At 60.2% G+C, this 21,949-nt stretch carries 18 protein-coding genes and 4 pseudogenes; 12 read left to right on the top strand and 10 right to left on the bottom strand.

Going from position 1 to position 21,949, the window contains the following annotated elements; all coding sequences use genetic code 11:
* Nucleotides 1–72: 72 nt before the first annotated feature.
* Nucleotides 73–1,488, top strand: a pseudogene (locus J8I87_RS40150) (IS1182 family transposase).
* 729 nt (nucleotides 1,489–2,217) lie between these two features.
* On the opposite strand, the gene J8I87_RS40155 reads toward J8I87_RS40150, so the two are convergent.
* The 3 genes from J8I87_RS40155 to J8I87_RS40165 all read right to left on the bottom strand — a co-directional run bounded on the left by J8I87_RS40155 (nucleotide 2,218) and on the right by J8I87_RS40165 (nucleotide 3,240).
* Entirely contained in the window at nucleotides 2,218–2,430 is a 213-nt protein-coding gene (locus tag J8I87_RS40155; RefSeq protein WP_209938003.1) for a hypothetical protein, read from the bottom strand.
* Nucleotides 2,431–2,507: 77 nt separating this feature from the next.
* Nucleotides 2,508–2,837, bottom strand: coding sequence for a tetratricopeptide repeat protein (locus J8I87_RS45850; RefSeq protein WP_209938020.1), 330 nt, complete (start codon nucleotides 2,835–2,837; stop codon nucleotides 2,508–2,510).
* Nucleotides 2,833–3,240 carry a Ku protein gene (locus J8I87_RS40165; protein ID WP_313068156.1) on the bottom strand — a complete coding sequence of 136 codons (408 nt, stop codon included), beginning with the start codon at nucleotides 3,238–3,240 and terminating at the stop codon, nucleotides 2,833–2,835. The genes J8I87_RS45850 and J8I87_RS40165 overlap by 5 nt, the downstream gene beginning before the upstream one ends.
* 150 nt (nucleotides 3,241–3,390) lie before the next feature.
* Between J8I87_RS40165 and J8I87_RS40170 the strand changes: the two genes are divergently transcribed.
* Complete coding sequence (locus J8I87_RS40170; RefSeq protein WP_245254515.1) at nucleotides 3,391–3,966, top strand: hypothetical protein; 576 nt, start codon at nucleotides 3,391–3,393, stop codon at nucleotides 3,964–3,966.
* A 642-nt stretch (nucleotides 3,967–4,608) separates the two neighbouring features.
* A complete protein-coding gene (locus J8I87_RS40175) occupies nucleotides 4,609–5,100 on the top strand; it encodes a hypothetical protein (RefSeq protein WP_209938004.1) in 492 nt (163 codons plus the stop codon).
* A 513-nt stretch (nucleotides 5,101–5,613) separates the two neighbouring features.
* Here the strand turns inward: J8I87_RS40175 and J8I87_RS46520 are convergent.
* Nucleotides 5,614–6,219: pseudogene (locus tag J8I87_RS46520) on the bottom strand (porin); the annotation flags it as partial.
* Nucleotides 6,220–6,453: 234 nt separating this feature from the next.
* Here J8I87_RS46520 and J8I87_RS40180 point away from each other — a divergent pair.
* From J8I87_RS40180 to J8I87_RS40200, 5 genes are all read left to right on the top strand, one after another.
* The gene (locus tag J8I87_RS40180; protein ID WP_209938006.1) at nucleotides 6,454–7,143 is read left to right on the top strand and encodes a DUF3313 domain-containing protein; all 690 of its coding nucleotides are present in this window, start codon (nucleotides 6,454–6,456) and stop codon (nucleotides 7,141–7,143) included.
* Between the two features lie 95 nt (nucleotides 7,144–7,238).
* Entirely contained in the window at nucleotides 7,239–7,538 is a 300-nt protein-coding gene (locus J8I87_RS40185) for a hypothetical protein (RefSeq protein WP_209938007.1), read from the top strand.
* A gap of 47 nt (nucleotides 7,539–7,585) precedes the next feature.
* Nucleotides 7,586–8,458, top strand: a complete 873-nt coding sequence (locus tag J8I87_RS40190; RefSeq protein WP_209938008.1) for a DUF2092 domain-containing protein — start codon at nucleotides 7,586–7,588, stop codon at nucleotides 8,456–8,458.
* 11 nt (nucleotides 8,459–8,469) lie between these two features.
* Complete coding sequence (locus J8I87_RS40195; RefSeq protein ID WP_209938009.1) at nucleotides 8,470–9,393, top strand: hypothetical protein; 924 nt, start codon at nucleotides 8,470–8,472, stop codon at nucleotides 9,391–9,393.
* Nucleotides 9,394–9,482: 89 nt separating this feature from the next.
* Nucleotides 9,483–10,244 (top strand): DUF4239 domain-containing protein, encoded by a 762-nt coding sequence (locus tag J8I87_RS40200; RefSeq protein WP_209938010.1) that lies wholly within the window; start codon nucleotides 9,483–9,485, stop codon nucleotides 10,242–10,244.
* 115 nt (nucleotides 10,245–10,359) lie between these two features.
* Here J8I87_RS40200 and J8I87_RS45340 read toward each other — a convergent pair.
* The 3 genes and pseudogenes from J8I87_RS45340 to J8I87_RS40210 form a co-directional block, all read right to left on the bottom strand.
* Nucleotides 10,360–10,508 (bottom strand): annotated as a pseudogene (locus tag J8I87_RS45340) (acetoacetate decarboxylase); the annotation flags it as partial.
* Nucleotides 10,509–10,710: 202 nt separating this feature from the next.
* Complete coding sequence (locus J8I87_RS40205) at nucleotides 10,711–11,502, bottom strand: SDR family NAD(P)-dependent oxidoreductase (protein WP_209938012.1); 792 nt, start codon at nucleotides 11,500–11,502, stop codon at nucleotides 10,711–10,713.
* Nucleotides 11,503–11,800: 298 nt separating this feature from the next.
* A complete protein-coding gene (locus J8I87_RS40210) occupies nucleotides 11,801–12,928 on the bottom strand; it encodes a sensor histidine kinase (RefSeq protein WP_209938013.1) in 1,128 nt (375 codons plus the stop codon).
* Between the two features lie 137 nt (nucleotides 12,929–13,065).
* On the opposite strand from J8I87_RS40210, the gene J8I87_RS40215 reads away from it, so the two are divergent.
* A complete protein-coding gene (locus tag J8I87_RS40215) occupies nucleotides 13,066–13,512 on the top strand; it encodes a response regulator (protein ID WP_245254516.1) in 447 nt (148 codons plus the stop codon).
* Nucleotides 13,513–14,079: 567 nt separating this feature from the next.
* Here the strand turns inward: J8I87_RS40215 and J8I87_RS40220 are convergent.
* The 3 genes from J8I87_RS40220 to J8I87_RS40230 form a co-directional block, all read right to left on the bottom strand.
* Nucleotides 14,080–16,719 carry an ATP-binding protein gene (locus J8I87_RS40220; RefSeq protein ID WP_245254517.1) on the bottom strand — a complete coding sequence of 880 codons (2,640 nt, stop codon included), beginning with the start codon at nucleotides 16,717–16,719 and terminating at the stop codon, nucleotides 14,080–14,082.
* A gap of 416 nt (nucleotides 16,720–17,135) precedes the next feature.
* The gene (locus J8I87_RS40225; protein ID WP_209938015.1) at nucleotides 17,136–17,555 is read right to left on the bottom strand and encodes an ester cyclase; all 420 of its coding nucleotides are present in this window, start codon (nucleotides 17,553–17,555) and stop codon (nucleotides 17,136–17,138) included.
* A 393-nt stretch (nucleotides 17,556–17,948) separates the two neighbouring features.
* Complete coding sequence (locus J8I87_RS40230) at nucleotides 17,949–18,266, bottom strand: hypothetical protein (protein WP_209938016.1); 318 nt, start codon at nucleotides 18,264–18,266, stop codon at nucleotides 17,949–17,951.
* Between the two features lie 979 nt (nucleotides 18,267–19,245).
* On the opposite strand from J8I87_RS40230, the gene J8I87_RS40240 reads away from it, so the two are divergent.
* From J8I87_RS40240 to J8I87_RS40250, 3 genes and pseudogenes are all read left to right on the top strand, one after another.
* Nucleotides 19,246–20,607 carry a DUF2254 domain-containing protein gene (locus tag J8I87_RS40240; protein ID WP_209938017.1) on the top strand — a complete coding sequence of 454 codons (1,362 nt, stop codon included), beginning with the start codon at nucleotides 19,246–19,248 and terminating at the stop codon, nucleotides 20,605–20,607.
* Nucleotides 20,579–21,256 (top strand): carbonic anhydrase, encoded by a 678-nt coding sequence (locus J8I87_RS40245; RefSeq protein ID WP_209938019.1) that lies wholly within the window; start codon nucleotides 20,579–20,581, stop codon nucleotides 21,254–21,256. The genes J8I87_RS40240 and J8I87_RS40245 overlap by 29 nt, the downstream gene beginning before the upstream one ends.
* Nucleotides 21,257–21,472: 216 nt before the next feature.
* A pseudogene (locus J8I87_RS40250) lies at nucleotides 21,473–21,832 on the top strand (Tn3 family transposase); the annotation flags it as partial.
* Between the last annotated feature and the right edge of the window lie 117 nt (nucleotides 21,833–21,949).

Here is a 21,949-nt window from a genome sequence, read left to right on the forward strand (position 1 = left end):
CGTTGAAAAACTCCCCTGAGAGTCGGATTCTTGGCTATCCTGGAACGAATCAATCGACGGGAGTGCATCGTCATGATGGGACAGCGAAGCGGCGATCAGGAGCAGCTGTTTTACGCGTTCAACCTTGATGATCATGTTCCGAAAGGCCATCTGTTACGCGGCATAGATCACTTCTTCGATGCCGGAGACCTCCGTAAGCACATGGCGTCGTTTTACAGTCATACGGGGCGCCCTTCGATCGATCCAGAGTTGATGATTCGCATGCTGATCGTCGGATACTGCTTCGGCATCCGCTCCGAGCGGCGGCTGTGCGAAGAAGTCCATCTGAATCTGGCGTATCGCTGGTTTTGCCGTCTCGGTCTTGAGGATGCCGTTCCGGATCACTCAACATTCTCAAAGAATCGCCATGGCCGATTTCGCGACAGCGATATGCTGCGCCATGTATTCGAATCCGTTTTGCGTCGCTGCATGAACGAGGGCCTCGTAGGCGGTGAAGGGTTCGCAATCGACGCCAGCGTCATCAAGGCCGACGCCAATCGCACCCGCGGCATCGCCGGGACTGAAGCAATCGACTGGAGTCGCGGCGAAGGGCCGAGCCGTGCGGTGCGCGAGTATCTGGCGACGCTCGATGCGAACGGCACTGATGCTGAGGTGATAGAAGCATCGCGCGAACCTGCTACACAGCCAAAGAACATATCGCTGACCGATCCGGCTGCACGTTGGACCGCAGCACCTGGTGGCCCGGCGTTCTACGCCTATTCGACCAACTACCTGATTGATCTTCATGCGGGAATCATCATGGATGTCGAGGCCACACCCGCATACCGCACACCGGAGGTCGACTCGACCAGGACCATGATTGACCGGGTTGAGCAGCGCTTCCGCCTCAAACCTCAACGGCTGGTGGGTGATACTGCTTATGGCACCGCGTCGACGCTTGCCTGGATGATCAATGACAAGGCGATCGAGCCGCATGTTCCGGTATTGGAGAAAGGGACGCGGAGCGACGACACGTTCTAGAGCAGCGATTTCCAATGGCTCGAGCAAAGCAATGAGTATCGCTGTCCCGCCGGACACGCACTGCGCAGCGAACGTCGTCGATTCAAGAATCCGCGCACACATATCACCAAGGCCAACACGGTCGTCTATCGATCAAGCCAGTTGGACTGCGCTGGATGTGTACTAAAGGATCACTGCTGTCCGAACACGCCAATACGAAAGATAGCCCGGAGCATCCACGAATCTGCACGTGATAAGGCAAGGGCCATTGCGAAAACACCGGCATACAGGCAGTCGCGCAAGGATCGCAAGAAGGTTGAAATCCTGTTTGCTCGTCTCAAACGGGTCTTGAAGCTGGATCGTCTCCGGTTGCGGGGACCTTCAGGCGCCCACATTGAGTTTCTGCTGGCTGCAACTGCACAGAATCTGAGGCGGATGGCAAAGTGGTTGATGCCAAAGCAGGAGCAAACGGCAGTAGCGGTCGCTTGAAATGCATCGTCGAGCGATGCTCACAAGCGGCGCGACCGGAAAGAGCGCTGAACGCGTCGAAGGCACGTTCAAACATCGCCGCGCACGCGCTCGAAAACGGGTTTTTCAACGGAATAGGTCGCAAGCCGACCGTCATGCTATTTCTGACGTTGGAAGTAACGCCAGATAGTTCAGAGTTAAGCGAACCAAAACGGTGGTAGTTCAAGGTTAAAGGGACCACCGGTTCAGAGTTATTTGAGTAGGGCCGCTTGCCGCCCCTGCTGCATCATCGCGGTAATTCAGACTTAGACGATTTCCGACAGCAGCGGGGACTGAGGAAAATCCACCTCAATTGGAACGGTCATGCCTGCGTCTCGGCTACCCGCTTCCCATATACCGTCCGCGTGAACTATAAAGACAGCTGACGCGCGGAGGCCACCATGTGGATATGCGCCGGCTGTCGGATGATGGTGACGCTGCAGGTCGCCTTGCCAGAGATGGACGAGGAGGGCGTTTATTTCATCTGTCCGGTCTGTCGCCGCCGCAATCCCTTGGCAGCCCTTCCTCGCAAGGATCCAGACGATCCCCTGGAACTCGAGCAGCCCCCGCCAGTACGGCGCTGACCGCGCCTGGCATCAGCTGCGGGAACTGCGGGAACCTGCGAAAGCGCGACTTGAGCGGCTCGCAAGAGCCCGCCCGTCGCCGCCATCGGCCAGCGTCTCCGCTGGCGACTTTTTCGCCTCCGGTCTGTCACTTGTCGCCGCTGCCGAGTTCGCTGTGCTTGTGCGAATGCGTCGCTCCGTGCACAAGCTCGTACGTTGCGCCCTTGCCTGTTCTCGTCGGCGGGAAATGTTCCCCCTCGACGCATGTCACTTCGAACGCTGCGTTGCTGTCGCCTTCGTGAACGACCTTGTAGATCCCTGATGTTTTCACGATCTCGCCGGGCTTGTGCTGTTCTGCCATAGCTTGCCTCCCTATCAATTGGACGAATAACAAAAAGGGGACAGCAAGCCTGATGCCCGACGGGCTCGGGAAGCCCCTCAACCGTCGCGGTTCAATGTCCGGTAGGCGTTGTAGTGGCGGATTGCCTGTGTCTGCTGGCCCAGTTCCTCACGGATGCGCGCCGCGTTGAAATGCGCGTCCGCGAAGCCGTGTTTCAGTTCGATGCTGCGCCGGTATGCGATGAGGGCCTGTTCGAGGCGGCCCGAGTCTTCCAGCGCCACGCCGAGGTTGAAGTGAAGCAGATGATGGTCCGGGTTTTCGAGCAGGGCGTTACACCATACCTCGATAGCGTCGTCGTAGCGGCCGCACTCCGACAGCAGGCATCCAAGGTTCAGGTACGCGTCGAGATAGGTCCGGTCCGATTCAATGGGTCATCGCCTGCGCGAGCAGCTGGTATGGCTTCGCGCCGCGCTTGTCCGGGCCGAGATAGTAAGCCTTGTCGAAATAGATCGGATCAATCGCGTCGGCCGGAAGGAAGGCGACAATGTCGATGCTGTGGCTGGCGGTCGCCTCGAAGGCCTCGAGCTCGGACGGCTCGAAGACGACGTACTTGTCCTTCTCGAACTCGTATCCTTTGACGGTATCTGAACGCTCGATGACGGCCTGATGAGCGGGGCAGTAGAGCTGCTGACGCACCCGGGCGCCGCAATCCTTGTGCAGCATGTTGAAAGAGACGGCAGACTTTGATTCGGTCGCCGAGAACATACGGCATGGAATCGAAACAAGCCCAAAGCTGATCGTCATCGAAGCAATCGAACGCGGAGCGGCCATGACATTCTCCCGTTGGCAGGCGCTCCCGGTTGCAGCAATTTCCCGGCCAGCGTGCCTGGCTGGAACAGTCGGTGCGACGCCGATAGATTTCGGGAGGTGTGCCAGGTGGCGCGTAGAACGAGAGTAGCCGAACAGGAGGGCGAGAGCCAGTTGGACAGCCTGCCGGACACCATCCTGCCGCAACTCGCCACGCTGGTCGATCGCGCGCCAGTCGGTCCGAACTGGTCGTACGAAATCAAATTCGACGGCTACCGGATGCTCTGCCGTATCGACAACGGTGCTGTGAGACTTGTCACCCGCAACGGGCACGATTGGACCGATAGAATGCCTGCTTTCGCTGGCGCACTCGCGCGCCTGCCGGTCGGCCAGGCGTGGATCGACGGCGAGGTGGTAGCACTCAACAAGGCCGACATTCCCGACTTCTCGGCGCTGCAGAATGCGTTTGCCGGGCGCCACACTGCTGGTCTGACGTATTTCGCTTTCGACCTGATGTTTCTGGACGGCCGGGACCTCCGGCAGTTGCGACTCAGCGACCGGCAGGCCGCGCTGCAGCAGTTGCTCTCTAGCGTCGACGACGCACACATACGGCTTAGCAACCCGTTCACCGACGGCGTCGAATCCTTGCTCGATTCCGCCTGCCGGATGGGACTTGAGGGGCTTATCGGCAAACGCGTTGACCGTCCCTATACGGAAGGCCGTTCGCCCGACTGGATCAAGGTCAAATGAGCATTTTGGGGTGTCAACAGAACCATAAGTCCTTATTGCACGAGCCTATCGGCGCATCGTCTTAGTATCAGACGTAGCTAATTTTGCTGAACATGGCCTTTTTAGTTACGTTTTCAGCCCGGCGCAGCCGGGCTGCTGCTTTGCTTTTCTTTGCTTTTCGGTCTCGGAAATATCTCTCATAGCTTTGAGGGGGGCAGGGGGAGCGTAACGTACGTTATCCACAGATCTGTCCTAGCCGCGCACACCCGCCGCTGGGCCACTGCAGAACAGCGAGCGTCTACCGGGTGCGATTTGATGTCAGCAGTCGCCGACCTTCCGGGGGCTCGATGCCAGCCATTGGCCATGCCAGGCGGCTCGCTGTCTGCGACCGCCGCCGTATCAGGCAGTAGTCGGCCAACTTCAGCCGTTCGGTTTCGCGCTCAAACGGCCGTTCAAACGGCCGCTCCGCTCAAACAACGGGCCTTCCCATTCGCGCGGGACGAATACGCATTCGTTGACGCGCAAGGCCAGTTGGTACACTTGAGACGGTCCTTAGCCTGCAGATGAGTGATCGAGTCTCCGCATGTCTATACCGTCCGCGCGAGAGCTCGAGTCCGCTGTTGCCTTGCGACGGACGGTTACACAAAATGTCAGGAGCGCGTGATGAAAAAGTTTGGAACAATATTCCTTTTCGTCGTTCTTGCCGGCGGAGTTGCAGTTTCGTCGAGCGGTGTTGCGCAGACGCTACCGAAGCAGGCAAACTTTGACGTGACCTACCAGGCGGACGTGTCGGTTCTTACCAGCATCGACGCGGGCAATGGTCAAGCCATAATCGTCTACCAGGCCAATTTGAGGTTTACAAACAGTTCGAACACACCTTTGTTCCGCGATATTTCGGCTTCGTGCGTCGAGACAGAGTTCGAAGGCGGCGACAGCGGGTATTGCGTGTATTTTGACAAGGACCAAGACACGTTCGTGGAGACGATAACACGTCCCCCCAAGTCGAAGACGGGCCAAGGGGTGTTCGGTTCGGGTACTGGAAAATACACAGGCATCACAGGGCAAGTTTCATTGAGGTCTTTTTCAGCAACACGGAAGCCGCAGGGGAGGTCCAGCTACGTTGGTAAGGTGACCGGCAACTACAAACTTCCTTGATGCCTTCTGCTATCGGGCAGCAAAAAGCGCCCTGAACGCAAGCCTCTCTCCTCCGGACGGAACGAGAACCGAGCGCCTAGACCCCCACGACTTCCGGGGAATGCCCCCGAACCAATATGGCTCGCTCGGAATCGTACAAGACACCTGTCAACACTTCTTCACTCCGTTGCCGTACCGAATGCCTGGCCGAACAGCCGTTGCGCTCAGGAAGCTGCCCCAGATTTTTTGGGCGTCTGAACGGCGGTTCAGGGTCGGGTTGCGTCTGTCCGCTCTTCAAACTCATCGCTGGAAAGCGGCCAGTGGAATTCAGCTGCCCGGAAGCGGCCAGTCGGCAGTGCGTAGTCCCGACCCTGAACAGCCGTTCGGACTCGGGGCGTCGCAACGACCGCTCCCGAAGTACTTCAGCCGCTTGCCCGATCGAGTTGATCGCCAAGCTAGGGCGGAGGGATCGCGTCTGGGACGCGACGAGAATAATCACGACCCGATTTTCGTCGCGAGGCCGGCGCGCGTGTCTTAAAACCGGTGACGCAGGCCGACAGTCGCTTCGACCTGGTTGTTGGTGGATGACGGCGCACTCACGCCGTTAATCCAGGCCACACCCAATGGTGAGTTGCTGCTCGCACTCAACCCCTGCCAGACATCCCTGGATGTACACGTCCGTTCGCCGGCAGAAGCTTTAGTCTGCCATCGCGCTCACCTGGTTCCAGTGCGGACTGCCGCTGCCTGCGTTTCCACCCGCGCGCGAATTAGTATAGGCAGCTGAAAGTTCAACAGCTGGGTTCAGCGCATACCGGAAGTTACCTTCGCAGTTCTGGAAGTGCGTGCTAAAGCCAGTCTGAAACAGTTCCGTCAGATTTGTCTGCGTGTATACGAAGCCTGCAACAGCCGGGCCGAACGTGTAATTCACCCCCGCGCCCCAGGTTTGCTGGCGGGCGGCCAGTGCGCCTAACGGAACTGCGGTCGGTGACAGTAGCCCCCTGAAGCGAAGAGCCTGTCGTATCGGTCACTGCGCCGCCTGTATTGACCTGGCCAGGTGTCCCGGCAGCGCCATTCAGATGCAGGTAGCCCGCCCCAAAATTCAGGGGGCCCCCGGACGTATGACATGCCCACACTCCAGGCAGGTCAATGGGTAGGCATGCAGACAATACGGGAGCCCGAGCCGGAGAGCGTTACGTAAAAAGAGCTATATGTTTGACCGATGTCAACCTAATGTAAAGGGTGCGGCCTAACCTGTCGGAAGAACTTACGCCGCAAACAGCAAGCCGGAAAGGCAATTTTGACGCGCGGCTCGATTGCACCGACGCACGGGCCAATTCTGGTTATCGATGTATCTAACAAACCCAGGAGGAGACTATGCGCAAGACGATTTGTGCCGCTGCGACTACGGTTGCGATGATGCTCATAGCGGGATGCGCCAGCAACAACACGCCGACGCAATCCGAGTACTCCGGCTTTCTGGGAGACTATTCCAACCTGCAGCAAACCCAGGATCCCAACAACGGCGAAACGATCTTGAGGTACGTGAACCCCAAGCTCAACCCGTCGAACTACAGCGCAGTCATAGTTGAGCCCTTGGAAATGTACCCAAAGGCCGAGCCGTCTGAACAACTGAGTCAGGCGACGATCGACCAGATACGGGGTTACGGCACCACCTGCCTGAGACAGGCGATTGCCTCCAGGGTACGAGTCGTTGAGACACCCGGTCCGGGCGTGGTCAAGGTGCAGGTCGCCATCACCGGGGTCGCCAACACAGCGGTGGGGCTCAAACCATACCAGGTCGTGCCGATGGCGTTCGTGGCCACGATGGCGGTCAATACCGTAGCGGGTGCGCCGCAGCAGGCAAAGCTGCTGGTCGAGGCGCGTAGCACGGACAGTGTCTCAGGTGAGGTCTTGTCCAAAGTCGTGCGCACACGTACCGGTGAGCGTTTGGGGCGGGTCGCATCCAATCAGCCTGTGATTACGTTCGAGTCGGTCAAGCCGATCATGGACGACTGGTGCGATTCTGTTTCCAAATCTGTTTCGCAATACGTGAAACCCCGCTAATGGGCGCAATTCGGCTGGGAACAGTTCCACCTGCCCACGGGGGTACCGACGCCAGGCCGGTACCCGAACACTCCTTGACGAAACGAGGTAAGGCCATGAGCAAACGCGTCATGCGGTTTGCGATAGTGTCCGCGTTACTGTTCGCGAATATCGCCTATCCACAGCAATATCCAATGCTCGACGCCGCCTCGGGCCGACTGGTACAAAAATACCAGCAATCGAGTTGTGAGCAGTTGTGGCAGGAGCGTGCAGCAAAGAAAGGCGCACCCCATTCGCCGGGCGAGGAGAAAGTGATCCAGGCAATGCGCAATGATCCACAGATGCGGGCCGAGTTTATCAACCGGGTCGCGGCGCCGATCGCCAACAAGATGTTCGAATGCGGGATGATCCCCTGATCGTCACCGGGCGTGCCGCCACGCCACGCTTGATCTCGGAGGCTGCCATGACTGTGTGGAAACAGGTCTTGCGCGCAACGGCCGTCGCGCTGGGCGTATGCCTCGCCTCGAGCGGCGGCGCGCAGCAACGCGCGAACGCGCCCTCGAAAGCCGCGGCGAAGTACACGAAGCAGGCCGCCGCGCCCGACTACCAGCCAGGGTTCGACCAGCACGCGCTCGACGTCATCAAGGCCGCCTGCGACCGCCTCGCGGCCGCGAAGTCGATGGCGTTCGCGGCGATCGTCTCGTACGAGAGCCCGAGCCGAATTGGCCCGCCGCTGATCTACTCGGCGAAGTCCGAAGTCCTCATGCAGCGGCCCGACAAGCTGCGCGTGATCACACTCGGCGACGGTCCGCGCTCGGAGTTCTATTACGACGGCAAGACGATGACGGCCTACTCCCCGGCCGAGAACCTCGTGGCCGTGGCCGGCGCGCCGCCGACCATCGACGGCGCGCTCAAGAAAGCGTACGACGTCGGCGCGATCTATTTCCCGTTCACCGACGTGCTCGTCGCGGACCCGTACAAGGACATCGCCGACGGACTGAAGATCGCATTTTATATTGGCCAGTCGACCCTCGTCGACGACACGACGACCGACATGGTCGCCTATGTGACCGGCGACGTGTTCGTGCAGGCCTGGATCGGCACGGAGGACAAGCTGCCGCGGCGAATCTACGCGGTCTACCTGAACGATCCCGCGCGGCTGCGCCATGTGCTGGCGCTCACGCACTGGGAGCTGGACCCGGCCCTTCCGGCGAACGCGTTCGTGCCGTCCGACACGTCCGGCGCGGCGCCCATCGCATTCGAGCGTCCCGACGCCGCGAACGCGTCCGGCCTGAAGCCGCCGCCGAAGAAGACCAAGGCCGCCAATCCTCAATGAGGAGGCGCATCGTGAAGACGATTGCCATCTATCTGGCCGGATTCGTGATTCCGGCCTTCGCCTCGGGCCCCGCCGGCGCCTGGGGGCACGCGGGCGGCTGGTCGCGCCCGTCCGGGTCTGAATCGATGACCCGCAGCAACGCGTGGGGCGGCAGCGAAACGCACACACCCGGCCAGGGCACCACCGCGACTAGCCGCTACGGCGACACGGCCACGCACACGCAAGGCTCGGGGCAGACGAGCTTCAGCAATCCGTACGGCGGCAGCGCCACGCATACCTACGGCCAAGGCACCACGGCAACGGGCGCCTATGGCGGCACCGCGACGCACCAGGCGGGCTCGAATCAGACGACTTACTCGAATCAGTACGGCAGCGCGACGCACATCTACGGCCAGGGCACCACGGCGACCAACAACTATGGCGGCACGGCCACGCACGTCCAGGGATCGGGCTACACGACCTACACGAACTCGTCGGGCGCGACCGCGTATCACAGCAACTACTACGGTAACACGACCTACGCCGCCTACCACCCGCCGACCACGGTGAACGTGTACGGATCGGGCTGCTACAACTGCGGCGGCTGGTCCACGGCAGGCGCGGCCGCGGCAGGCGCGGCGGTCGGCGTTGCGGCGGGCGCGGCGATCGCCTCCGCGAACACGCAGGCCGTCGCCGCGAACGCGTACAACAGCGGCTATGCCGCCGCGAACTCGACGAACGCCTACAACGCCGGCTACGTCGCCGGCGCGACGTCCGCGGCACCTCCGCCGCCGCCCAGCTCGAACTTCGCGATGGGCGCAATCTACGCAACGCTACCCGCCGGCTGCATCAAACCCACGGTTCAGGGCGGCACGTACTACCTGTGCGGTAACACGTGGTTCAAGCCTTCCTACGGTGCGAACGGCGTCTATTACCGTGTGGTCGCCGCGCCCTGATGGACACGTCGGGCAGACGCGAGCAAGGGCGACAGACATGCGCGCGGTCCATCGGCCGATGCCCACGCCGACGCACGGAGGATCGAACGATGCACCATCTGAGCGTCGCCCTGATCATATTTGCCTGCGTCTTTTGCAGCGCACTGCTCGGTCTGTATCTGCGTACCTTGCTGCCGCAGCACCATCTTGACGACGACTCGATTGGCGTCGTCAAACTGGCGACGGGCCTGATCGCCACGATGGCCGCGCTGGTGCTTGGCTTGCTGATCTCGTCGGCAAAGAGCTCATTTGACACGGTGAACGCCAGCGTGACACACGAAGCCGCCAATGTGATCCTTCTCGATCGTATGCTCGCGCGATATGGGCCGCAGACACAGGAGATCCGGGGCATGCTGAAGCAGATCGTCACCGGGGTGGTCCAGCAGGTAGCGTCAGGCGATCCTGCGCAACTGGCAAGGTTGCACAACCCCGAGGCGCTCGAGCGCGCGGAACATCTCGAGCGCAAACTCGAGGATCTCTCGCCGCAAAATGACATGCAGCGACGATTACAGGCGCGCGCGATCGAAGTCGCCGACAACGCGCTCGCCATGCGCGAACTTGGCCTGCTCCAGGCTGCGGGCTCAACCCCTACTGCGCTTCTGGTCACCCTCGTGCTGTGGCTCTGCATTATCTTCGGCGCGTTTGGTCTGTTCACGCCCGCGAATAGCACGGTTACCATCGCGTTGTTTCTGGGCGCGCTATGCACGTCCATCGCGATTTTCCTGATCCTGGAAATGAATACGCCGCTCGACGGGATGGTGACGGTATCGCTGTCACCGATGCACGAAGCGCTTGCGGTTCTTGGCCACTAGCGACGGACTGGATCGATCATGAACATATCCACGCCCAGATCCGAATTCGTCGAGCCCGAAAACGTTGCGGTGCTCAGGCGTTGCGCGCACGCACTACTGAACTTTCTGTCCCGTCGATCACTTCGGCCAGTCTGTCCGGATCGGTCCGATACGTGATGAGAGGAACTCGCGCTCGAAGAAACGGTAGGTCCCCGGCGGAAACGCCGGGCTCGTGAGCGGCATTGCAAAGGCGCGTGCCTTCACCGGTCGAACGCAAAGGCGAATGGCCGGAGTTGGCCGGCTTGAGGCAATGCCGGCGGCAATTAGCTTACCGAACAACGGCCATTGAGCGAGGGCGGACGAGGCCTCCGTTAGCCAAACTGGACGACGACCTCGACCGGCCGCTCATGGCCGACTGTCGACCTCACGCACGAATAGTCGCATCCTTTGACGCATGCTCGGCCGATAAGCTAGAACACGTCCAAGCTCAAACAGTTCGCAACATCCCACCGTCGACGAAATAGGTCGATCCAACGCTATAGCTCGCACGCTCCGAACAGAGAAACACGATGAAATCTGCCAGCTCCGCCGGCGTCGCGAAGCGCCGGATTGGCGCGAACTCATCAGCTACCTGTTGCAGATGCCCTTCCCAATCGCCGCCCGCATCCTGCGTAAGCTCTTTCGCGGTCTTCATCCAGTCGGGCGTTAGAACGAGGCCCGGATTAATCGTGTTCACGCGGATATTATCTTTGACCACCTCGTTTGCGAGATTTTTTGAAAACATCATCAGCGCGGCTTTGGTCACGTTGTAGATTGGCTCGTAACCGAGCGGCTGCACCGCGCAGATCGACGCGTTATGCAGGATCGCTCCGCCGCCTCGCCGCTTCATCGACGGCACGAGCCCACGTGCGAGCCGCACCGCCGCCATCACGTGCAGGTCCCAATACGCCTGCCACTTCTCGTCGGGCGCTTCCATGATCGTCTCGTTACTGCCGGTGCCTGCGTTGTTGAACAAGATGTCGGCGCCGTTGAACTGCTGGTTCGCCGCGTCGACCAGAACGTCGACGCCCTCCATCGTCGCCACATCACACGCCACCGGCACGGCACGCACGCCGTGGCGCACCGCAATGTCCGCCGCGACCTGTTCGAGCCGTTCGCGTTGCCGCGCGGCCAGCACGAGATTCACGCCTTCGGCAGCGAACCCTTCCGCGACCGCCAGTCCAATGCCGACACTTGCGCCCGTAAGCACCGCGACTTTCCCACGCAGTTTCAAATCCATTGTTCGTCTCCGTTCCGTGTTGAGCATCGGCCAGACTATACCGATTGACGATCAAGTCGTAGATGCCCTGAGTCCCCACCCGCTCATTGTGCAGGAGATTGATGCTTCCGTTGTCGCCCGGACCCGGCCAAAGGTGGCACTGAGCGACACAGACCGACCCAATGGCGACGTTGGACTGCGCGCCCATCACAGGTCGGCTTTCTGAGTACAGCGGCCATTCGACGCACGAGTCCGGTCTGTGACTGATCCGCCGAATGGCCAGGCGGAGCACAACAAATACCGACGCGGACCGCAATGGTCAGCGGGGAGACGATGGAAAACGGGCGAACTCCACGGTGAAGATCGTCCCTCCTTCCGTCGGTTCGACCTGTATGGTGCCGTTATGTGCATGTGCGATGCACCGGCAGATGTAAAGACCCAGGCCCATGCTCGAAGACGTTCCGCTTTGCCTGGGCGAGCGGCTTGCCCGCGTCAATGGATCAAAGAGCGTCGGCAGGGCGGCCGCCGGTATCGGGGCGCCTTCGTTCGACACGACCAGAGTCATCTGCCCACCGTGACCGAGAGCATTCACGCTTATGTCCCCTGAGCCGTGCTGGACTGCGTTCACGAGCAGGTTGACCACCAGTTGGCCGATACGGGCGCCGTCCCACCTGCCGGCAAGCTCGCCCGTAAGGCGCACCTCGATCCGTGCGTCTGGATACGAAGCGCGTACCTCATCTGCCGCGTCGTTGCAGATACGCCCGATATTCTGCGGCGTGAAATCGACTGGAAGCGTGTCACCCAGGCGGGTACGCGTGAAGACGAGGAGATCGTCAATCATCCGCTTCATGCGCGCGGCGCCGCGTTGCGCGACCGCGATCGCTCTTACGCTGGATGACGACAGGCCGTCGTCATGCAGGACGACCTCCGCCGAATTCAATATCGCGCCAAGGGGTGAACGCAGGTCGTGCGCAAGCACGCCGGCAAACAGATCCCGGATGCGCTCCGTGCGTTGCGCGTACTGTCGGACCGATTCCGCGAGCATCTGGTCAATTGCCTCATTGAACCGGATCATCTCCCGAAAAGCGGCGTCGTTCCACGACGTCTGCTGCCATCGCCGGAGCACACTCGCGCGCAGGGCGCGGTATTCCGCCACCACATCGTTAATCCCGTAGCCCTGTGCGAGACGATCGTCCGCGTGCTCGTGGGCGACCCTGTCGAAATCGCATTCTGGATCGCGCTGATCGCCGCGCGACTTGGCTTTCTGCTGCTCGTCCGTCTGCGGTTCGCGCATATCTGCCGCAATCCGGATCAGGATGTCACGGGCCGAGTCCCGCAACTGGGTCTCGGTGAGATGGCTGTCCTCCAGACTAAGCGTGCGGGCATACTCCGCCCACTCGTCAATTAGCTCAGGAAGGTTTGCTTCGATAAAGTCCGAGAGCCTCATATATCCCTCGCGTGCTTGCGAATGTTGTCGCGACATGCGAGTTTTCCGCCACCACCGCAATGCCGCAATGCCGCAGCGCAGGAACGGCCGATGCTCGTCGTGCTATTCCACTGGACTGAAGCGCATGGACCTGAAGCATGGACCCGATATGGCGCTGTTATCACATACCGCACGCTGGACGACGCGAACTCTCCCTCGAAAACGGCCGAACTGCCCGCGCCGGCTGCTCGTCGTCGACGATGAGCAGGCGGGTGCTGAAGCGATCGTCGCGTCACTTTCCATCGGGGTATGAGGTTCAATTCGTCCTGAGCGGGCAGGCCGCCATGCACCTCCTCGCTGCCTGGACGCCTGAGATCGCAGTGCTGGACATCAACATGCCCGGCAAGGACGGATTTGCAGTCGCACGGCAGCTGCGGCGGGACGGGCGGACGCAGCATGTCGCCATTGTAGCTCTTACCGCCCAGGACGAATTCGCCATCCGGCTTGAGGGGATCGCGGTAGGGTTTGACCGATACTGTCAAAAAGGCCCAGCCCCAGATTCCCTGCTGCGTCTACTCGAACAGATCGCCGGCGTGCCACGCTGAGAATTTTCCAGTTCTCTGGATCCCGAACTACATGCATAGCCTGCACGAGAAGTAATGTGCGAGAGGCCGTTGACCTGAGTGCAACGGACCTTGAAACGTCGAAACGTCCACCGCGGCACTCGGTCAAATGGCCGAAATTGGCCGCACACGGTCCGACGGTGAGCCGACGACAGATGCTGCCGTCGGCCCGACTGCATCCGGCAGAAGTCGACCCTCAACAGCCGATCGGGCTGACGCGACATCAAGGACCGCCTTACGAGGCCGAGCGGTCATCGGAGGGACACCTCATCAAGCCTTGCGACAGTCGCCGCATAGCCGACAGTTGCATGGCGCGGTCCGCCCCACTCGCCGACTCATGCCAGTCAATTGGCAGCGCAGTAATAATGGTCCGCTTCCACCGGCGATTCGCTCTGCGTAACTGCGGATCAACAAATCAGGCTACTGTACCCGAACCACGGTGAGCTTGGAAACGGCAAATCCGTCATCTAATCGACAACGGTTGCGCTTGCAGCGTCACCACTTCGAGTCTGTCGATCAGTAACCCCATTGAGATCACAAACGCAGACCTCAGCCTGCGCTGCCGCCATGTTTGCCGGAACTCGCCAGTAGGTGCTCTAGCGCTCTCACGTCAACTGGCTTAACCAGATGATGGTCGATTCCGGCATCCCTCGAGCGGCGTCGATCTTCCTCCTGCCCCCACCCGCTCAATGCGATAAGAGTCAAGCGCTGAAAACCGGGCTTCTCCCGCGCCCGGCGCGCGACTTCGTAGCCGTCCATGCCCGGCATGCCGATGTCTAGCAGCACAACATCCGGCCGAAATATATCAAGTGCAGCAAGCGCCGCCGGTCCATCGCGTACGATGCTGACGTCGGCGCCGTACAGCTCGAGTAGCATACCGAGGCTGTCCGCTGCATCACGATTGTCATCGACAACGAGAATGCGATGTCCGCACAAGGCATCCGATGGTTGCGCCTGCCGGTCGCGATCGCACGCCTCACGTTTCTGCCTGGAAATGGGCAATCGGACCTGAAACTCGCTGCCTTTGCCCGGACCTTCGCTCCGTGCCTCGACGCTTCCTCCGTGCATTTCCACGAGGGTGCGAACAAGCGTCAAGCCAATACCGAGCCCGCCCTGGGCTCGGTTGTGAGTGCGCTCCACCTGCGTGAACAGGTCAAATATCTGGGCCAGCATGGCTTGTGGAATGCCCATGCCATTGTCCCGCACCGACACGATAGCCTCTGTACCCTCGCGTCGGGCGGTGAGCCAGATCTGACCGCCATGCCCCGTATATTTCGCAGCGTTATTGAGCAGATTTGCGATGACCTGTGCGATACGGAGGGGATCCCCGTGGAGTATCAACGGTTCGTGAGGTAGGCTGATGGTCAGCCGGTGGTCAGCCGCATCGATAAGCGGGCGACTGGTCTCCACCGCGCTGTGGAGTACGGTGGCAAGATCCACCGGCCCCCTGCGCAGTTCGATTTTGCCGCTGGCAATGCGCGAGACTTCCAGAAGATCGTCGACCAGACGGACCATCTGGTTGACCTGTCGCTCAAGCATCCCATGGATTTGATCCGTTGCCTTGTTTTCTGCGCCGGCAAGACGGAGGATTTGCAGGCCACTGCGGATCGGGGCCATCGGATTGCGCAACTCGTGTGCGAGCGTCGCAAGAAACTCATCCTTACGCCGATCGGCCTCTCTGAGTGCGTTTTCCGCCCGCTTGAGTTGCGTAGTGTCCTGCACGACACAGCAAGCCCCGATGATGTCGCCGGAATCGTTTTGCAGTGGTGCAGCACTGACGCGCATCCAGTGTTCGCGTCCTCCATCATCCGTGTATAGCATTTCGGTCCCTGGCATGACCGTCTCGCCGTCCAAGGCCCGCATACATGGCCAGCTTTCTGGCACATTGAGGTTCCCATCCTCGTCCCACACACGCCAATGCGAGTCGCGATTCGGCAGCCTCGACGGAATGGAGGCGGGCATATATTGGTCCATCAAGGCGTTGTTCAGCGTCCAGGCACCGGTTGTGTCCATCACGCCAACACCAGCCGGAAGCTGCTCGATGATCGTCAACAGACGCTTTTCACTCGCGCGCTGCGCCTCGCTTGCCTGCTCCCGTTCAATCATGTCGGCGGCCTGCCGCGCAAGCACATCGAACGTCTGAAACTCATGCTCTGAGGGCTCGCGAGTCTCGTACCAGTACGTTGAAATGGTCCCGACCATTGCACCAGACCGGGCGTGCAGCGGTGTCGTCTGAGCCTTTGCAACACCCTTTGCAAATCCACGATAGCCGAGCAGTTCGAGTGTCTTGCTACCATCACCACGTTCTCGCACGATGTGCATACTGGCGCATGGCGAATGCATGAGACGCGCAGCGGTATCGACGATCTTGTCGTAAAGCACGTCGACCTGCTGCTCGCCGATCAGTTCGTTGCTGATCTCATGCAGGAGACGACTTTCCGCCAGCTCATTCTCGAGCCGTCGTTGACTTTCCCGCTCAATCTCCATCTTTTCCGTGCGCAGGGAATCAAGCTCGGCAAGAAGGCGCTGGCTGGTATTGCCCAATCCAGATGCGGGATCGTCAAGCATGCACTGTCCGAGTTCCTGATGAGTTGCCAGCAAATGTTGAATATCTTCCTCGAACTTGAGTTCCGGATGAAGCTCCGTCCAGGAGTGCGCGGTGCGTATGAATACAAGAAACAGCAGGAAGTTTTCCATTTGGGCCGGCCCGAGCGCTCGACGTAGCGCGTCCGAGCAGGCCGACTCGGCCGATGTATGCAGGAACAGATGTGTCGCGCAGGCAAACATCGACCATTCGAGCTCCGAATTGGGCTGCGGCATCTCCGAAAGGGGTTCTTTGAAGGACGCACAATGTTCGATGCAGGCCCGTAGTGCTCCTGCGAGTGGCACGGGCTTTCGTAAAAGTCGAAGTATTTCGTCCACTGACTGAGGAGTGCAACTGGCGTCGCCGGCTACACGCCCCAAGCCGACCAGAAAGCCGACGTGCCGGACGATGCAATAACGCACTTCGCAAAAGCGGGACAACCAGACGAACAGCCTCTCCTTGAACAGTGACGGCAGCGGATTGTCTAGATAACCAAAACAGGCGAAGCCCCACAGTTTCGCGGTGATGTCCGGATTTTCTGGCGTCAAACGGAAAAAATTCGGTACCACGCCAAAACGCTGGCGGACGTCGTCGACCAGATTCATGGTGGTAGCCTCCGGGACTCGCTTCATTCAGATGTGTGACCGCCGCGGCAGGCTTGTCATCGCGTCCGCGGAAGAGGAGAAGCCGCTCATTGCGGATCACGCAAGCGGTCCGCGATCTAGGTAGGCAGCAAGCCGTATGCCACGCATCACCAGGCCCTAGTGCAGCGGATGACTTCGCGACTCTCGGAAGCCGCCACTTTCGAGCAAGCACGTAGTCGATGATGAGGCGATTCATCTCGAGCGCGAGCGTGATGTCGGCGACGCGTGCAGTCGGCCGCCTTCGCCGTCGCTCGGTCCTCGTTCGGCAGCATCCGACCCACTCCCATCATTCGTACCCGCCCTGCACAACAGCTTCCAGGATATCGGCTGTCATCCGTGACAGCTTGCCGGCCGGCGCGTGCTCGGCCATCTCGGATTCATTGGCCCGGTGGGAGAACCGCCCCGAGTTGTATCATCAGTCCGAGCGTGTCCATGATGATGCGGGTTTCCTTAATCCTGCCTTCCTGAATGCGGTCTATGACCATGCCCCACACCCTGACCAGCTGCCCCGTAGCAGGCACACCGAGGAACTCTCCCCGGTGAGTGCCCGTCCACTCGAAGCGGGTCAGCACGCGGTCACCCTCGGTGAGCTGTTCCTCGATGTGCCAGTGCATATCCGGGAACGCGGCCCGCATTCCCCGGACGACATTCTTGAGACCTTGGAGACCGGGGCCTTGGCCGGGGAACGGGACGTGCTCGACCATGTCATCCCAGACAAGCCGGTCGGCGGCATCAATCCGCCCCTGGTTCAGGACCTCCTCAACGAACTCGCGAACAACGCCGCTGATCTCATGCATGGAATGATGGCCTCCTGCCTGTCGGTGGGATAAATGGACCGAGCCTGGCCGGTCCCGGTGGGCTGCAGTTTTGAGGTCTCTGAATACGGCGGACACCCGGCGAATCCAATTTTAGTGGGCTGGATTGGAAGCCGCGCGGGACAACACGTCGAACCGGCGCAAGCATCCGGTTCTCGGACGCGGTAGCGGTCAGCTATCCGGGCAGCAGCCGAACGTTCAACCGGATGGTCGATAGATTGGCCGAATGGCCGTAGATGGCGGCCTTTAGCTACGGGTGCAAGACGGCTTACCTTGCTGGCGGTCCAACTACGAGTTCACGCCTCCGCGCAAACAGCCCAGGCCCAAACCGGGCGTTTTCCGCAGACCGCTTTCCGGGGCGAGCGCGGTGATCGTCTACTCGTGATCGACTCGCGGCAGATCCGCAAGCGTTCGCCCCGGACCGGAATCGACGGCCACCGTTTCGATCCATTCGCTGCCCACCTCATCCACGACGCTCCGAACCTCGGGACCCGCGACGCGTTGCCCGTCCAGCGGAAAAACGGTCACCACGGTATCGCCTTTGGCCAGCGCGTCGACCACCTCGATCACCGGCGATTCGAGCGGCACAACCTCAAATTGTTCTCCGCTCCGGGAAACCTGCCCCCAAAGTACGTGGCTGACCCGTCGCGAATCCTGATCAAGCCGGACTGCGGTAACCGCGTGCACTGTCATTTGAAGTTCCTTGCTGGCTGAAGAATCGCGCGATGAAGGGGCTTCCGTATAAATCGCAGTAGGCGTCTCGCCACCCTCGCCAACGCCAACTTATGGTCCGCCAACAAAGGCGGCTGTCGAGATGAATCGGTCGCTCAAATGTCCGAGCGCCGGGAGCATGAGCATCGCTTCATCGCCGACGGCATTCGCGGCAGTCTAGCCTATTCGCGCCAGCAATCCGGCCAGTCTATCGTTTTCGGTCCGCAACCGGGCCAAAGCGACGCTATTAGTTTGCAAGTTCTTGATTCTCATGGAGCCGCGGTCTAGGGAATTCCGTTTCCCCGCAGATGGTGCAGGGAAACGGAATTAGCTGGATGAGAGCCCGGTTAGCTGGACTCGAAAGCACGGAATTGCTTGTGCTGTCGGCAACCGGCGGGCGGCTGCCCCGATCGTTCTGGGAAGGCGTCCGGCTCTTCACGACCCTCTCCCGACCTTCCACCCGGCGTCACCTCTGCGGCGGCTTCGAGGTGTTGAACGGTCGTCCACACATCCGAGTCGGCTGGCAAATCGTTGCCCATAACTGTCGATCGCGGTTTCGCGAAAGCCGATTGGATTCCGTCAATCCGAATTTTCTGTGCGATTGAGGCCGTTGCGCGAGGCGCTGCGATCAGCGTGGTTTCCCTGCTCAGCGTCCCGTCGCCGTCAGCCTTCGACATCCCGGAACCCATCGAAGCGTCATCCTGGAAACTCGACGTCCCTGATCTGTTGGACCAAGGTCTCATTGACCGGCCTGAAGTTCAGGCGTCTGATCGTATGGGGAAGGTTCACGTGTCCGAAGCCTGATGTGCGCCAGCGAGAACTCCCCACCACGGGAGGAAGCGACTGTGGTGCAAGGCGCGGTCAGGCGCGTATCCGGTCGGGAAGCCTCCTTTCACGCCACCTGACAAACCGCCAATACCTTGGTCTCCACTGCAATATGAATCGTAGGGAGATAGCAGACATGGACTGGAATCGCTGGTACAGCTTAAAGAGCTACCTAAGGTCTTCGCTGTGGACTGTGCCGCTCATCGCAGTCGCGATCTATGCCGTGGTGAAACCTGTGGCAGAAGTGGTCGGCAGGTGGATGATCACGCAGGGGACCCTTGATCCGAAAACCGGCTTGCTTGGGCTGTCCATGACCGGGGCGCGATCGTTGGTCGGTGACATCGTTTCCGCTGACATGGCGTTTCTGGTATTCACGTTCGGTTCGCTGCTCGTCGCAATCCAGGTCGCTGGCGGGCAGTACACCCCGCGGATCATCGCAACGACATTGCTGCGCGATAACATCATCCGTAGCATCTCGGGACTATTCGTTTTCACACTGCTGTTCGCCAATAGAACAGGGAGCTGGATGGGTGAGAATGAGGTACACCAGCTTCAGGTGTTCATTACAGCGCTATTCGGATTCGCTTCCGTCGTTGCTTTCCTTTTCCTCATTGACTACGCCGCGAAATTTCTGCGTCCCGTAAGCCTCGTGGCCCGCGTTGGGGACCAAGGGATCGCGGTCATCGAGAGCGTCTATCCCGCCCCGACCGCGGGTGTAGTTATCCAGCCGGAACGTGACAAAGAGCGAGGCGTACCTGATCGCATTGTTCGTCAGCGCGGCAAACCCGGCATCGTTCTGGCTGTGAATCTGGAAAGGCTGGTAGCCAAGGCGCGGCGTGCTGACATAGTCATCGAATTCGTGCCGCAAGTCGGTGATTTCGTCGCGGTGGACGAGCCCCTGTTTTATCTGTACGGGAACTCTGGCTCAATCGACGACCGCAGGCTGCGCACACTTGTCGCTTTCGGGACGGAACGCACGATGGAGCAGGACCCTATGTTCGCGTTTCGCATCCTGGTTGACATTGCGCTTAAAGCGCTGTCGGCGGCGATCAACGATCCGACCACCGCCGTGCTTGCGATCGACCAGTTGCACCGACTCTTGCGCATGGTGGGCAAACGGTCTCTGCATGTCGAGGAGATAGCGGACACGTCCGGGCAGGTGCGCGTGATCTTGCGGACGCCGAATTGGGAAGACTTCGTACATATCAGTTTCCGCGAAATACGACAGTACGGCGCGGGCAGCATTCAGATCGCCCGACGTCAACGCGCGGCGATAGAGAATCTCATCCAGAACCTGCCGGAGCATCGTCATGACGCCCTGCGCGTCGAGTTGACACTGCTCGATCGCGCGATCGCCTCGAAGCATCCGTTTCCGGAGGACCTGGCGTTGGCGCGTATCCCCGACTCGCAAGGGCTTGGAGGTTCGGCAGGCTCGACGGCAAAACAACTATCCCTTTCGGAGGCAAACCATGCGCAAACTCATCATGGGCATCGTTGAATTCCGCGAAAAGATGCTGCCGCAATACGCGCAGCAGTTCAGCAAACTGGCGCTTGCGCAGACACCTGATGCGCTCTTCGTCACGTGCTCGGACAGCCGGGTTGTGCCTGACCTGCTTGCCTCGACCCATCCGGGCGATCTGTTCACGATGCGCAACGTAGGCAACCTGATACCACCGGCGAATGCGGAGGGGGTCTCTACCGGTGACCTCTCCGAGGCAAGCGCGATCGAGTACGCAGTACTGGTATTGAAAGTCGCAAATATTGTTGTGTGCGGGCATTCCGAGTGCGGTGCGATGAAAGCCGTGTATACGCGCAACGCCAAGCTGAAAGCGCCAAACCTCGATAAATGGCTTTACCACGCCAGCAACGCAGCGTTTCGCCTCGAACACGAAGGCCCGCTCGACGACAGGCTCAAACCGCACGATCAATTGTCGCAACTCAACGTCCTTGTACAGCTTGAGCATCTGATGACTTATCCGATCGTCCGCCAGCAGGTGACTGCCGGGGCACTGGTATTGAGTGGCTGGTGGTTCGACATCGCGGCTGGCGACATGTATGCCTATGAGCGCACGAGCCGCTCATTTGAAGTCATCGACCGCGCGATGGCTGATCGGATCATTGCGCGCCTTGCCGCACGGGCACGGTGACGTTGCGTGAAGTTCTTCTACTTTATCGCCTCGCGCTTGGTTGCCGATTCAAGCATTAATTGCGTCGGTGTCTCTTAAAGCGCGGCGTCTCCTGACACCGCAGCTCGAACAGCACGTTTTAAGTTGGCGGTTCTAACTGCGGCCGCATAAAATATGAGGAGAACATCGCGCCTTTTCCTATCGATGATCCGCACGGCTGCGCGCCCGGCAGACATCCTCGTCCTGTACCGGCCGGACAGCACGGCCAGATTCAAGCACATCGACAAGCTGTTCACGGCGACCATCGACTGGGTGCTGATCGAGCAGCACTGGCAGGAGCTGATGCAGGTCGCGTTGTCGATTCAGGCGGGGACGATGTCGTCGCCGCTGCTGCTTCTGCGCCGGCTCGGCTCCGAAAGCCGCAAGAACCGGCTATACCTGGCCGCGCGCGAGCTCGGCAACGTTCTTCGCACGGTGTTCCTGCTGGAGTGGATCGGCAGCCTCGAATTACGGCAGGAGGTCACCGCAAACACGAACAGGATCGAGTCGTACAATGGCTTCTCGAAATCGCTGTCTTTCGGTGGCGACGTGTTCGCCTAGTGGGAATGCCCCGTTTCCGTGGACGGCTAAGCAGTTGAATTTGAAGTGGACTGATTCCCTCCAGCATAGGCAGTACCGCGAGTGGTCCACGGTCGGTCGGCGGGTCGCCTATTA

This window comes from Paraburkholderia sp. LEh10 (genome assembly GCF_017814945.1).
In the GTDB taxonomy this organism is placed as follows: domain Bacteria; phylum Pseudomonadota; class Gammaproteobacteria; order Burkholderiales; family Burkholderiaceae; genus Paraburkholderia.

Bases quoted from the DNA above. Each gene is read 5' to 3' on its own strand.
- J8I87_RS40175 (WP_209938004.1), top strand. From the start codon at position 4,609: ATGAAAAAGTTTGGAACAATATTCCTTTTCGTCGTTCTTGCCGGCGGA.
- J8I87_RS40155 (WP_209938003.1), bottom strand. From the start codon at position 2,430: ATGGCAGAACAGCACAAGCCCGGCGAGATCGTGAAAACATCAGGGATC.
- J8I87_RS40200 (WP_209938010.1), top strand. From the start codon at position 9,483: ATGCACCATCTGAGCGTCGCCCTGATCATATTTGCCTGCGTCTTTTGC.
- J8I87_RS40185 (WP_209938007.1), top strand. From the start codon at position 7,239: ATGAGCAAACGCGTCATGCGGTTTGCGATAGTGTCCGCGTTACTGTTC.
- J8I87_RS40190 (WP_209938008.1), top strand. From the start codon at position 7,586: ATGACTGTGTGGAAACAGGTCTTGCGCGCAACGGCCGTCGCGCTGGGC.
- J8I87_RS40165 (WP_313068156.1), bottom strand. From the start codon at position 3,240: ATGGCCGCTCCGCGTTCGATTGCTTCGATGACGATCAGCTTTGGGCTT.
- J8I87_RS40230 (WP_209938016.1), bottom strand. From the start codon at position 18,266: ATGACAGTGCACGCGGTTACCGCAGTCCGGCTTGATCAGGATTCGCGA.
- J8I87_RS40225 (WP_209938015.1), bottom strand. From the start codon at position 17,555: ATGCATGAGATCAGCGGCGTTGTTCGCGAGTTCGTTGAGGAGGTCCTG.
- J8I87_RS40205 (WP_209938012.1), bottom strand. From the start codon at position 11,502: ATGGATTTGAAACTGCGTGGGAAAGTCGCGGTGCTTACGGGCGCAAGT.
- J8I87_RS40245 (WP_209938019.1), top strand. From the start codon at position 20,579: ATGCGCAAACTCATCATGGGCATCGTTGAATTCCGCGAAAAGATGCTG.
- J8I87_RS40180 (WP_209938006.1), top strand. From the start codon at position 6,454: ATGCGCAAGACGATTTGTGCCGCTGCGACTACGGTTGCGATGATGCTC.
- J8I87_RS40215 (WP_245254516.1), top strand. From the start codon at position 13,066: ATGGACCCGATATGGCGCTGTTATCACATACCGCACGCTGGACGACGC.
- J8I87_RS40240 (WP_209938017.1), top strand. From the start codon at position 19,246: ATGGACTGGAATCGCTGGTACAGCTTAAAGAGCTACCTAAGGTCTTCG.
- J8I87_RS40220 (WP_245254517.1), bottom strand. From the start codon at position 16,719: ATGAATCTGGTCGACGACGTCCGCCAGCGTTTTGGCGTGGTACCGAAT.
- J8I87_RS40210 (WP_209938013.1), bottom strand. From the start codon at position 12,928: ATGAGGCTCTCGGACTTTATCGAAGCAAACCTTCCTGAGCTAATTGAC.